Origin of the sequence: uncultured Roseicyclus sp. (assembly GCF_937892565.1) — a bacterium.
In the GTDB taxonomy this organism is placed as follows: Bacteria; Pseudomonadota; Alphaproteobacteria; order Rhodobacterales; family Rhodobacteraceae; genus Roseicyclus.
In genome coordinates this window covers 1-12,746 of sequence record NZ_CALAHQ010000006.1, presented here as the reverse complement: position 1 = coordinate 12,746, position 12,746 = coordinate 1, and the positions used below count along the sequence as shown (strand labels likewise).

At 64.7% G+C, this 12,746-nt stretch carries 11 protein-coding genes; 9 read left to right on the top strand and 2 right to left on the bottom strand.

Translation table 11 applies throughout. The annotated features are described in order from the left end of the window. A partial coding sequence (locus Q0094_RS01135; protein WP_297614346.1) for a DUF6404 family protein occupies positions 1–350 on the bottom strand: 350 nt, incomplete at its 3' end. A gap of 166 nt (positions 351–516) precedes the next feature. On the opposite strand from Q0094_RS01135, the gene Q0094_RS01130 reads away from it, so the two are divergent. Both Q0094_RS01130 and Q0094_RS01125 read left to right on the top strand, forming a co-directional pair. Beyond that, the gene (locus Q0094_RS01130) at positions 517–1,044 is read left to right on the top strand and encodes a DUF2975 domain-containing protein (RefSeq protein ID WP_297614344.1); all 528 of its coding nucleotides are present in this window, start codon (positions 517–519) and stop codon (positions 1,042–1,044) included. Beyond that, positions 1,044–1,283 carry a helix-turn-helix transcriptional regulator gene (locus tag Q0094_RS01125; RefSeq protein ID WP_297614342.1) on the top strand — a complete coding sequence of 80 codons (240 nt, stop codon included), beginning with the start codon at positions 1,044–1,046 and terminating at the stop codon, positions 1,281–1,283. The genes Q0094_RS01130 and Q0094_RS01125 overlap by 1 nt, the downstream gene beginning before the upstream one ends. 179 nt (positions 1,284–1,462) lie before the next feature. Here the strand turns inward: Q0094_RS01125 and Q0094_RS01120 are convergent, their stop codons facing one another. Beyond that, positions 1,463–2,896: a Glu/Leu/Phe/Val dehydrogenase gene (locus Q0094_RS01120; RefSeq protein WP_297614340.1), complete on the bottom strand. Its 1,434-nt coding sequence runs from the start codon at positions 2,894–2,896 to the stop codon at positions 1,463–1,465. A 267-nt stretch (positions 2,897–3,163) separates the two neighbouring features. On the opposite strand from Q0094_RS01120, the gene Q0094_RS01115 reads away from it, so the two are divergent. The 7 genes from Q0094_RS01115 to Q0094_RS01085 form a co-directional block, all read left to right on the top strand. Beyond that, the gene (locus tag Q0094_RS01115; RefSeq protein WP_297614338.1) at positions 3,164–4,417 is read left to right on the top strand and encodes a sarcosine oxidase subunit beta family protein; all 1,254 of its coding nucleotides are present in this window, start codon (positions 3,164–3,166) and stop codon (positions 4,415–4,417) included. A 14-nt stretch (positions 4,418–4,431) separates the two neighbouring features. Next, positions 4,432–4,701 (top strand): sarcosine oxidase subunit delta, encoded by a 270-nt coding sequence (locus Q0094_RS01110; RefSeq protein WP_297614336.1) that lies wholly within the window; start codon positions 4,432–4,434, stop codon positions 4,699–4,701. Continuing rightward, positions 4,691–7,624 carry a sarcosine oxidase subunit alpha family protein gene (locus Q0094_RS01105; protein WP_297614334.1) on the top strand — a complete coding sequence of 978 codons (2,934 nt, stop codon included), beginning with the start codon at positions 4,691–4,693 and terminating at the stop codon, positions 7,622–7,624. Before Q0094_RS01110 ends, Q0094_RS01105 begins: the two co-directional genes overlap by 11 nt. Next, positions 7,617–8,168 carry a sarcosine oxidase subunit gamma gene (locus tag Q0094_RS01100; protein WP_297614332.1) on the top strand — a complete coding sequence of 184 codons (552 nt, stop codon included), beginning with the start codon at positions 7,617–7,619 and terminating at the stop codon, positions 8,166–8,168. The genes Q0094_RS01105 and Q0094_RS01100 overlap by 8 nt, the downstream gene beginning before the upstream one ends. Before the next feature lie 175 nt (positions 8,169–8,343). Further along, positions 8,344–10,293, top strand: a complete 1,950-nt coding sequence (gene dnaG / locus Q0094_RS01095; protein ID WP_297614330.1) for a DNA primase — start codon at positions 8,344–8,346, stop codon at positions 10,291–10,293. 103 nt (positions 10,294–10,396) lie between these two features. Next, the gene (rpoD, locus tag Q0094_RS01090) at positions 10,397–12,394 is read left to right on the top strand and encodes an RNA polymerase sigma factor RpoD (RefSeq protein ID WP_297614328.1); all 1,998 of its coding nucleotides are present in this window, start codon (positions 10,397–10,399) and stop codon (positions 12,392–12,394) included. After that, on the top strand, positions 12,391–12,746 hold a 356-nt coding region (locus Q0094_RS01085; protein ID WP_297614327.1), incomplete at its 3' end, for a hypothetical protein. The genes rpoD and Q0094_RS01085, both read left to right, overlap by 4 nt.

The following is a 12,746-nucleotide window of genomic DNA, read 5'->3' as shown; positions in this document are numbered from 1 at the left end:
TCCCACCGGGTCAAGCGATGTCGGCGGCGGCCGAACGCAAGGGAAATGGCCATAAAGACGCCAAAGAGCACACCCGCGAATACTGCCGCGCCCATGGCCAACAGGATCGGCATGTCCTGCGCCGACCACACGACCAGCCACATCAGGATGCCCCAGGTCACGGCAAAATAGACCCCCAACCCCACGCCATACCGCCACGGGTCGCGGTAATGCGGCGGGCGCAAGCGCAGGCCGAACCGCCTGAGCCAGCGATCAGGCCAAGGGTCGTAATTCGCGCGCCACATGCCCGTTGCCGCCAGTTCGGCCCGCGCGCCGGCCAGCCTGCGCTCGAATTCAGCCCTTTCAGTCATGACGCCGCCCCGCCGCCACGATCAAGGCCGGGGTCGCGATGCGATGCGATGCGATGCGAGAGAATGAGCACTGGATGACCGCACCAATGTGACTGTTTACAACTTTCGATAGATATACCATCCTGCTTTTATAAATCAACGCAAAACATGAATTTTTGAGGGCCTCATGACCCGTGTCAGAACCACCGCCACCGCGCTATTGCCGGTGATGGGCCTGTTCCTCGTGCTCTATATCTTGTTCACGGCCATGGGCACGCTCGACTATGCGCTCCTGTCACCCGATCTCTGGCTGCAAAGCCCATGGGTCGAGCCCGGGGCCGAGATCGCCACCGCCACGCGGTTCGTTTACGCGGTGGTCTGGCTCTTGCCTGTCGCGGCGGGGGTGCTGGCGGTGCTGTCAGCCATCGAGCTCTTGTCGCTGGTGCGCAAAGGGGTGCTGTTCGACCACCGCGTCGCGCGGCGCTTTCGCATCGCGGGGATCGCCTGCGCGGCATCGGGGGCGCTGGATCTGGTGGCCAATCTGTTCACGCCCGTGATCTTGTCATGGCACAACCCCTCGGGGCCTTTCGGGCCCAGCTTCTATTTCAACTCCGAAGCCGCCGGGCTGATCTTGTGCGGCGGGGGCTTCTACCTGACCGGCTGGATCATGGCCGAGGCGATCCGCCTCAAGGACGAGAACGAAGGGTTCATCTGATGCGGATCATCGTCCGCCTTGACGTGATGTTGGCGCGTCGCAAGATGAAATCCAAGGATCTGGCCGAAGCCATCGGCATCAGCGTGCAGAACCTCAGCCTGCTCAAGACGGGGCAGGTCAGGGGCATCCGCTTCGAGACATTGGCGCGCATCTGCGCCGTGCTCGGTTGCCAGCCCGGCGATCTGCTCGAGGCGGTGCCTGACGACGACGGCACCAAACCCCCGCAACACGGGGCCTGACGGGGCGCACGCGCGTTGCAACGCGCGTGTCACGGGCCTTCGAAGGCCCGTACCGGCGCCGCGCGGGGGGTACGCCGGACAGATCTGAAAACCCGTGTGCGCAAGGGCGTGCCGATGCGGCTTCCGGGTGGGCGGCGGACGGGCCTTCGAAGGCCCGTCCCCCTTGGCACAGGGACGGCTCAGATGCCCTTGGCCTGATAGCTGTCTGCGACCCGCCCGATGGCCACCAGAAATCCCGCCATGCGCAGATCGGTGACACCAGGGTGTTCCCACCAGACCGCGCGCATGGATTGGTAGGCCGCACGCATCGTGTCATCGAGGCCCGAGCGCACCAGCTCCAGCTCGCCCGCCCCGCGCAGGTATTTCTGCTTGAAATCGGGGCTCAGCGTCCAGCCGATACCGCTGTCGGCCGAAAGGCGTTCCAGCTCGTCGACCAGAAGCTGGTGGCGCGATTCCTCCTGCCGGCGCTGCATCCGGCCAAAGCGGATATGGCTGAGGTTCTTGACCCATTCGAAATAGCTGACCGTGACCCCGCCCGCATTGGCGTAAAGATCGGGGATGATGACGCTGCCCCGGGCGCGCAGGATGTCATCGGCGCCCGCCGTGACCGGGCCATTGGCGGCCTCCAAGATCAGCGGGGCCTTGATGGCGGCGGCATTGTGGATGGTGATCACCCCCTCCATCGCGGCGGGGATCAAGATGTCGCACGCGGCCTCGAGGAGGCGGGCCCCATCGGGATGGTATGTGCCACCCGGGTAGCCCGTGACGCCGCCATGGGTGGCGATCCAGTCGCGCAAGCCCATGATATCGAGGCCCGCCGGGTTTTCCACCGCACCATCGCGTTCGATCACATGGGTGATGCGGCAGCCATCCTCGGTCGAGAGAAACAGCGCCGCGTGAAACCCCACATTGCCCAGACCCTGCACGATCACGCGCTTGCCATCGAGCGTGCCCGACAGCCCGGCCTTGGCCACATCCTCGGGGTGGCGGAAAAATTCGCGCAGCGCATATTGCACGCCCCGCCCGGTTGCTTCGACCCGGCCCTGAATGCCGCCCGCATGGATCGGCTTGCCGGTGACACAGGCGCGCGCGTTGATGTCGGTTGTGGTCATGCGCGCATATTGATCGGCGATCCAGGCCATTTCACGCTCGCCCGTGCCCATGTCGGGGGCGGGCACATTCTGGGCGGGGTGGATCAGGTCGCGCTTGATCAGCTCATAGGCAAAGCGCCGGGTGATCTTTTCCAGCTCTTCCTCGCTATAGGCGCCCGGATCGATGCAAAGCCCGCCCTTGGACCCGCCGAACGGCGCCTCGACCAGCGCGCATTTGTAGGTCATCAGGGCCGCCAGCGCCTCGACCTCGTCCTGATTGACGGCCAGCGCATAGCGGATGCCGCCCTTGACGGGTTCCATATGCTCGGAATGTACCGCGCGGTAGCCGGTAAAGGTGCGGATCTCGCCCCGAAGCCGCACGCCAAAGCGCACGGTATAGGTCGCGTTGCAGACGCGGATCTTTTCCTCAAGCCCCGGGGGCAGATCCATCAGAGCCGCCGCGCGGGTGAACATCAGATCGACGGATTGGCGAAAACTCGGCTCGCCGGTTTGCAGGCTCATCACACATCTCCCCAAGATCGGGCCCCGAGGGCCTGTGCCTTGCGCAGCACTGACCAAGCAACGCACGGCGCGCAGCGCAACTCAACCCTTGTGACCTTGTGGCGTTGATCCTTGCAGGTAAGTGTTACAGTTTCCTGACCCAGCCTGCGGCCCGGGTGCGCGCAGCCAGATGCAGACGCGGTCGCGCCCGCACTGCCGCGTGTCGCAGGCGGGCTTTTCTTTCCTGTCGTCCCGGCCAATAGTGCCGCGGACGGGGCGGGGAACAAGATGCGCTATTCAGGCTGGCAGGTGCTTGCACAGGGATTGACGGGCAATCGACGCTGGGCCCGGGCCTGGCGTGACCCTGCCCCCAAGGATGCCTATGACATCGTGATCATCGGTGGCGGCGGGCATGGTCTGTCGACCGCCTATTATCTGGCCAAGGAACACGGGCTGACCAACATTGCCGTGCTGGAAAAGGGCTATCTGGGCGGCGGCAGCGTGGGGCGCAACACCACCATCGTGCGGGCCAACTACTTTCTTGAGGGCAATTCGCAGTTCTATTCCCATTCGATGAAGCTGTGGGAAGGGCTCGAGGGCGATCTCAACTACAATGTGATGCATTCGCAGCGTGGGCTGATCAACCTGTTTCATTCCGACGGCCAGCGCGACGCCTTTGTGCGGCGGGGCAACATGATGATCAATCAGGGCGACGACGCGATCTTGCTGGACCGCGAGGGCTGCCGCAAGCTGTTGCCCTATCTTGATTACGACCAGACGCGTTTTCCGATCTATGGCGGGCTCTACCACCCGCGCGGCGGCACGGCGCGCCATGACGCGGTGGCCTGGGGCTATGCGCGGGGCGCCGATCGGCGCGGCGTGGACCTGATCCAGAATTGCGAGGTGACGGGCATCGACATCTCCGGCGGGCGCGTCACCGGCGTGCAGACCTCGCGCGGGGCGATCCGGGCCAGAAAGGTGGCCATCGTGGTGGCGGGCCGCTCGAGCCAGGTGGCCGCGATGGCGGGCCTGCGGCTTCCGATCGAAAGCCATGTGCTTCAGGCTTTTGTGACCGAGGGGCTCAAGCCCGTCATCGATCATGTCATCAGCTATGGCATGGGACATTTCTACATCAGCCAGTCCGACAAGGGCGGGCTGGTCTTTGGCGGCGATCTGGATTTCTACGCCAGCTATGCGGCGCGCGGCAATCTGCCGATGGTGGAACATGTGGCCGAGGCGGGCATGACGCTGATGCCGATGATCGGCAAGGCGCGGATGCTGCGCAGCTGGGGGGGGATCATGGACATGTCGCCCGATGGCTCGCCCATCATCGACCGCACCGCTGTCGAGGGGCTCTATCTCAATTGCGGCTGGTGTTATGGCGGCTTCAAGGCGGTGCCGGGTTCGGGCCATTGCTTTGCCCATCTGATCGCGACAGACCGCCCGCATGCGGCGGCGGCCGCCTATCGGCTGGACCGTTTTGCCACGGGCCGCGGCCTGATGGATGAAGAAGGCACCGGCAGCCAGCACAACCTGCACTGAGGGTTCAAGACGACATGCAAATCCCCTGTCCCATGTGTGGCCTGCGCGACAGTCGCGAATTCACCTGCAAGGGTGACGCGGTGACGCTGGATCGCCCCGCCGATGGCGCCGCGCCCGAAGTCTGGCACGCCTATATCCACCTGCGCGACAACCCGGCCGGACCCACGCGCGAGTTGTGGTATCACGGCGGCGGGTGCGGCGCGTGGCTGGTGGTGGCGCGCAACACCGTGACCCATGCCGTCAGCGGCGCCACCCTGGCATCAGAGGCGCATCATGCGCGTTGAGGGGCGCGGGCTGGTCGACCGGACAAGGCCCGTCCGCTTCCGTTTCAACGGTCAGGACGTGGCGGGATTTGCGGGCGACACCATCGCGTCGGCGCTTTTGGCCAAGGGCGTCAGGCTGATGGGGCGGTCATTCAAATACCACCGCCCGCGCGGCGTGATGACCGCCGGGGCCGAAGACCCCAACACGCTGATGCAGGTGGGCCGGGGCGATGCGATGATCCCCAACACCCGCGCCACGGTGCAGGAGATTTTCGACGGGCTGGTGGCCCAAAGCCAGAACCATCTGGGCCCGCTTGATCGCGACCTGATGGCGATCAACGATCTGCTCTGGCCGTTTCTGGCAACGGGTTTCTATTACAAGACCTTCATGTGGCCACGCAGCTTTTGGGAAAAGCTCTACGAGCCGGTCATCCGCCGCGCCGCAGGGCTGGGCCGGATGACGCGCGCGCCCGAGCCGCAGCACCATGAAAAAGCCTTTGCCTTTTGCGACGTGCTGGTGATCGGGGGCGGGCCTGCGGGGTTGATGGCGGCGCTGACAGCCGCCCAAGGCGGCGCCGACGTGATTGTTGTAGAAGAAACCGCAGCCTTTGGCGGGCGGCTTTTGTCGGACAGCCAAAAGATCGACGGGGCGGATGCCAGCTTCTGGGTCGAGGATATGCTCAAGGCGCTGGACGCCACGGGGCGCGTCCGGCGGATGGCGCGCACCACGGTGACAGGCGCCTATGATGATGGCAGCTATGGCGCGCTGGAACGCGTGGCCCGCCATCTGCCGCCTGCCCCCGATCTGCCGCCCGAGTGTTTCTGGCGCATCCGCGCACGCCAGGCCGTGCTGGCGGCCGGCGCCCATGAACGGCCCATCGCCTTTCCGATGAACGACCGGCCCGGCATCATGCTGGCGGGGGCGGTGCGCAGCTATCTCAACCGGTATGGCGTGGCGGCGGGGCGTAACGTGACTGTCTTTGCCACCCATGATGACGCCCATCGCACGGCGGTCGACCTGCTGGCCGCAGGCGTCAAGGTGGCCGCCGTGATCGACAGCCGCGCCGATGCGCAGCCACAGGGCGATTACCGGCTGATCGCGGGCGCGCAGGTGATCGGCACCAAAGGGCGGCAGGGCTTGCGCGAAATCAGCTATCGGGCAGGCAGCCGCACCAGCACGCTGATCACCGATTGCCTTGCGGTGTCGGGCGGCTGGAACCCGGCGGTGCATCTGACCTGTCATCTGGGCGGGCGGCCGGTCTGGGACGAGGGGCGCCAGATGTTCCTGCCCGCACCGGGCGCCGTGCCGGGGTTGACGGCGGCGGGGGCCTGCAATGGCGCGATGTCCACCGCCGCGTGCCTGCGCGAAGGGCGCGAGGCGGGCCGTGCCGCGCTCAAGGCGCTGGGTCTGCGCACCCCGCGCGGCCCCGCCTTGCCACAGGCCGATGATGCCGATCCCCGGGGGCAGACGCTGTGGGTGGTGCCGGGGCGCGGGCGGGCATGGCTTGATTTCGCCAATGACGTCACGACCAAGGACGTGACGCAGGCCGCGGCCGAAGGGTTCCGGTCGGTCGAGCACATGAAGCGCTACACGACCCAGGGCATGGCCCCCGATCAGGGCAAGAATTCCAACATCGTGGCTCTTGCCCTGCTGGCCGATGCCACCGGGCGCGCCATCCCCGAGACCGGCACAACCACCTATCGCCCGCCCTATGCACCGCTGACCATGGGGGCTTTGGGCGCTTTTGGCCAAGGGCATGGCTTCGCGCCCGAGCGGCTGATGACCAGCCACGCCGCCAGCCTTGCGCGCGGCGCACCGATGATCGAGGCGGGTCTGTGGTATCGCCCCTCCTATTTCCCGGCGCCGGGCGAAACGACATGGCAAGACGCCTGTGACCGCGAGGTGCGGATGGTGCGCGGCGCGGTCGGCGTCATCGATGTCTCGACCCTGGGCAAGATCGACATCCAAGGCCCTGACGCGGGGGCGTTTCTCGATTTCGTCTATACCAACAGCTTTTCGACCCTGCCCGTGGGGCGCGTGCGCTATGGCCTCATGCTGCGCGAAGACGGGCATGTGATGGATGACGGCACCACCGCGCGGCTGGGCGCGCATCACTATGTGATGACCACGACCACCGCCGCCGCTGGTCAGGTGATGGCCCATCTGGACCTGGTGGCGCAAGGCCTGCGCCCGGATCTTGACCTGCGCCTGATCTCGGCCACGGAAGCCTGGGCGCAGTTTTCCGTTGCGGGGCCGCGCGCGCGCGATCTGCTGAACGGCGTGCTGGACCGGCCCATCGATGATGCGGGCTTTCCCTTCATGGCCTGTGGCAGCGTGGGGGTGCATGGCATTGCGGGGCGGTTGTTCCGCATCTCGTTCTCGGGCGAACAGGCCTATGAAATCGCGGTGCCTGCGCGCTATGGCGACGCGCTCTATCGCGATCTGGTGGCGCGCGCCGAAACCTTGGGGGGCGGTGCCTATGGGCTTGAGGCGCTCAATGTCCTGCGGATCGAAAAGGGGTTCATCACCCATGCTGAAATCCATGGCCGCGTGACCGCCCATGACATCGGCATGGGCCGCATGCTGTCCGAGAAAAAGGAGTTCATCGGCAAGGCCGCCGCCGCGCGCCCCGGTTTGCTGGAGCCCGGCCGCGAACGCCTGGTGGGCCTAAGACCGGTGGCGCCCGCTGGCGTGCTGACGGCAGGCGCGCGGCTGTTTTTGCCCGATGATCCGCACGACCGGGTGCATGATCAGGGCTATGTCACATCGGTCGGGCATTCGCCCATGCTGGGCCACATGATCGGGATGGGCTTTTTGCGGCACGGCCCGGAACGGATCGGCCAACAGATCGTGCTGGTGGATCATCTGCGCGCCATCCGCACCCTCGTTGAGGTCGTGAGCCCGGTATTCTTCGACCCGGAGGGAGGGCGCGCGCGTGGCTGATCTGACCCCGAAATCCCCGGCCCACGGCCTGACCCCCGTCATGCTGGCGGGCGTGCATCTGACCGAAGCGCCGATGACCGCGATCTGGTCCATCGCACCCTATCGCGGACAGACCGAGGCACTGTCAGCGGCCCTGCAACAGGCCCATGGCCTGCGCTTTCCCGCACCGGGCGGCATGTCCGAAACCGGCACGGCCACCATCGCATGGTCGGGGCTTGATCAGGCCTTTTTGATGGGTGCGGTGCCCGATCCGGGCCTTGCCGCGCATGCGGCCCTTTGCGATCAATCCGACGGCTGGGCACGGCTGATCCTTGAGGGGGCGTCGGCGCGCGCGGTGTTGGCGCGACTGGTGCCCATCGATCTGGCCCCGGCCGCCTGTCCGCCGGGCTCGTCGCGGCGCACGCTGCTTGGCCATATGCCCACGCTGATCTTGCACCGGGGCGGGGACGGGTTCGAGCTTGTGGTGTTCCGCTCCATGGCCGCCACGGCGGTGCATGAGGTGTCGGATGTGATGCGGAAACTGGCCGCGCGCGGGGCGCTTTGATCTTTGACCGGGGGGCAACCTGATCCCCCCTTGGCACAGGCCCGACAAAAAGACAGGCGGGCGGGCGGCTGCGCCCGGGAACCGGCGGACCGCACATCAGGGATCGCGATTCCATCCCCAGCCTTTCTGCGATGCCAGACTGGACAGGCCAGCCCACCCCCCCGATATTGAAGGGATGAGTCTGCCCCCCGGTTTCCTTGACGAATTGCGCAATCGCGTCTCGATCACACAGGTGGTCGGGCGCAAGGTGATTTGGGACATGCGCAAATCGAACCAGGCCAAGGGCGACATGTGGGCGGCCTGCCCGTTCCATCAGGAAAAATCCGCCTCTTTCCACGTCGATGACCGCAAGGGCTACTATTATTGCTTTGGCTGTCACGCCAAGGGTGACGCGATTTCCTTTGTGCAAAACACCGAAAACATGAGCTTCATGGAAGCGATCGAGCTTTTGGCGCGCGAGGCGGGCTTGCAGATGCCCGCGCGCGATCCGCAGGCGGTCGAAAAAGCGGACCTCAGCCAACGCCTTGTGGCCGTGACCGAAGCCGCGGTGGGGTTTTTTCGCCTGCAACTCAAGACCGGTGCCGCGGCAGAGGCGCGCGCCTATCTGGAGCGCCGCGGGTTGGACAGCGCCACCATCGACCGCTTCGAGATCGGCTTTGCCCCGTCCGCGCGGCAAAGCGCCTTCGCCGCGCTGACCGCCAAGGGCATCGCAGCCCAAGACCTGATCGACGCGGGGGTGGCCACCCGCCCCGATGATGGCGGCGCGCCCTATGACGCGTTCCGCGACCGGATCATGTTTCCCATCCGCGATGCGCGCGGGCGCTGCATCGGGTTCGGCGGGCGGGCGATGGCGGCGGATGCACGCGCCAAATACCTCAACTCCCGCGAGACGCCGCTCTTTGACAAGGGGCGCGCGCTTTACAATCACGGACCCGCGCGCGAGGCGGCGGGCAAGGGCAAGCCCTTGATCGTGGCCGAAGGCTATATGGATGTCATCGCGCTGGTAAAGGCCGGGTTCGACGCGGCGGTGGCACCTCTTGGCACGGCCGTGACCGAAGATCAGCTGCGTCTGATGTGGCGCGTGGCAAGCGAGCCCATCATCGCGCTTGATGGCGATGCGGCGGGCATCAGGGCGGCCATGCGGCTGGTCGATCTGGCGCTGCCGATGCTCGAGCCGGGCAAGAGCTTGCGGTTTTGCATCCTGCCCGAAGGGCAAGATCCCGACGATCTGCTGCGCACGCGCGGGGCCGATGCGATGCGCGCGCTGCTCGACAGCGCCGAGCCGCTGGTGCGCATGCTCTGGCGGCGCGAGACCGAAGGGCAGGTTTTCGACAGCCCCGATCGGCGCGCAGCGCTCGATGCGCGCCTCGACCAAATCCTGCGCGCGATCCGCGACCCCAATTTGCGCAAGCATTACAATCAAGCGCTCTGGCCCCTCAAGCAGGCCCTGTTCCGTCCGCCGCAGCAGGCCCCATCCGGCCGGCAAGGGCGCGGCGCTTGGCGCGACCGCGGTTTTGCCGAGGCGCAAACGGCGCTGGTTGAAACCCGCAACTCTGCACTGGGATCGGGCAGCCTGAGCGCCGACGATCTGCGGGCGACGCTGATCCTTGCCACTTTGTGCCGCTATCCCGCGCTGATTGCGCGTTTCGAAAGCGATCTGGGTCGACTGGCGTTGCGCGACCCCGAACATGTTGCCTTGGCCGATGTTTTGTTGGCGACCCGTGCAAGCGACGCGGCCGAGGTCGTTGCAGAGTGTCTGGCCGCAGGGCTGGGTCTGGCCCTTGACCGGTTGCGGGCCATGCCCCATCTGATGATCGCGCCCTTCTTGTCGGGCCCTGTCAGCCCTGACAAGGCAGAGGCCTGTGTGACCGAGGAATTCCAAAAATACCATGCAACCCGGGCGCTTGCGGCCGAAATGACCGAAGCGCTGGAGGATCTGGAAAACGCCCCCGAAGGCGACAAACGCCTGGTGCGGCGGCTCAATCACGCGGTGCAGACCCGCCACCGCGCGGGCCGCCCCGCAACCCCGGACGCAGCCGGTGCCGTCAGCGAAGACACAGCCGCCTTGTCGAAAGGCTTGCATGCCTTGATAGAGGCTCGCGTCTGGGAGAAGAAAGGCCGCTGACCGCCCTAGGCGAATCACTGATTCGCCCTACATAAGTTGCAGTAGCAATGAATCGCCCCCACAGGTGGTTCACTCGCCACAGGACGCCGAAGGACACCCGCCCATGGCCAAAGACACCGACGACCGCAAGGACCAGGAAGGCGAGGAAACCGAAATCGGCCTCGACATGAGCCAGACTGCGGTCAAGAAGATGATCGCCGAGGCGCGCACGCGTGGCTACATCACCTATGACCAGCTCAACCGGGTCCTGCCCCCCGAACAGGTGTCGTCCGAACAGATCGAAGACGTGATGTCGATGCTGTCCGAAATGGGCATCAACGTCATCGAGAATGATGAGGCCGACGAAGAGGGCGATGGCGCAAAGGAGGCGACCGATCTGGTCGAAACCTCCAGCTCGCGCGAGGTCACGCTGGCCAGCAGTGAAACCGAAAAGCTGGACCGGACCGATGATCCGGTGCGGATGTATCTGCGCGAAATGGGCTCGGTCGAGCTTTTGTCGCGCGAAGGCGAGATTGCCATCGCCAAGCGGATCGAGGCCGGCCGCAACACGATGATCGCAGGGCTTTGCGAAAGCCCGCTGACCTTTCAGGCGATCACCATCTGGCGCGATGAATTGCTCGACGAAGACATCTTGCTGCGCGATGTGATCGACCTTGATGCCACCTTTGGCCGATCGCTCGGCGATGACGAGGATGCACCCGTAGTCGCCGATCTGGCCGATGGTGCGGGCATCCCGACCCGCACGGGCGGCGATGAGCCCGAGCTGGATGCCGATGGCAACCCGCTATCGCACGACGGCGATGATGAGGATGAGGACGACGAACAGGCCAACATGAGCCTGGCCGCGATGGAGGCCGCCCTCAAGCCGCGCGTTCTGGAAACGCTGGACCGGATCGCGGGCGATTATGTCATGCTCTCCGAAATGCAGGACAAGCGGATCTCGGCCACCCTCAACGAAGATGGCAGCTTTTCGAGGAAAGACGAAGAAATCTATCAGACGCTGCGCGCGGAAATCGTTGAACTGGTCAATGAGCTGCACCTGCACAACAACCGTATCGAGGCGCTGATCGACCAGCTTTACGGCATCAACCGCCGGATCATGGCCATCGACAGCTCCATGGTGAAGCTGGCCGATCAGGCGCGGATCAACCGCCGGGAATTCATCGACGAATATCGCGGCTGCGAGCTGGACCCGGCATGGTGCGAACGCATGGCCGCGAAATCAGGCCGCGGCTGGCAGGCGCTGATGGAACGGTCCCGCGACAAGGTCGAGGAATTGCGCGCCGACATGGCACAGGTGGGCCAGTATGTGGGCCTTGATATCAGCGAGTTTCGCCGCATCGTGAATCAGGTGCAGAAGGGCGAGAAAGAAGCCCGTCAGGCGAAAAAGGAAATGGTCGAGGCAAATCTGCGCCTCGTGATCTCGATCGCCAAGAAATACACCAACCGGGGCCTGCAATTTCTTGATCTCATTCAGGAAGGCAATATCGGCCTGATGAAGGCGGTCGATAAATTCGAATACCGCCGGGGCTACAAGTTTTCCACCTATGCGACATGGTGGATCCGGCAGGCGATCACCCGCTCCATCGCCGATCAGGCGCGCACGATCCGCATTCCCGTTCACATGATCGAAACGATCAACAAGCTGGTGCGCACGGGGCGCCAGATGCTGCACGAGATCGGCCGCGAGCCCACGCCCGAGGAATTGGCCGAAAAGCTGCAGATGCCGCTCGATAAGGTCCGCAAGGTGATGAAGATCGCCAAGGAACCGATTTCGCTGGAAACCCCCATCGGCGACGAGGAAGACAGCCAGCTTGGCGATTTCATCGAGGACAAGAACGCCGTTCTGCCGTTGGACAGCGCCATTCAGGAAAACCTCAAGGAAACCACGACCCGCGTTCTGGCCTCCCTCACCCCGCGCGAGGAACGCGTGCTGCGCATGCGCTTTGGCATCGGGATGAACACCGACCACACGCTCGAGGAAGTGGGCCAACAGTTCAGCGTGACCCGCGAACGCATCCGCCAGATCGAGGCCAAGGCGCTGAGGAAGCTCAAGCACCCGAGCAGGTCGCGGAAGCTCAGGAGTTTCTTGGATCAGTGAGCTATTCTCTGGCTGAGCAGGCCCACATCGATAGGCTCACGATGCGGCTGCAAAGTGATGCAGTCAAAGGTGCCTATGCACATTTGATGAAGTGGGCCGAAGACCGCCGGGGGCTCTATCTGTTTCCGATCTCTCGTGGAGCCTTTTCGGCAATACATTTGGGAACAAAAATGAATTCAAGGCCTTATGCTGACTGCGAGTTTGGCTTCACTGGTGCTGCATCGCACATGCGCTGGTGGTTCAGGAGGCCTTGTTTCGATTCTGGTATACTTGGAAGCGATGCTGTCTTGACTTATTTCGGTGGCGCCAAGTTGCTCAAATCGGGCGAAGTCTGTCTTGATATCAAGAGTGT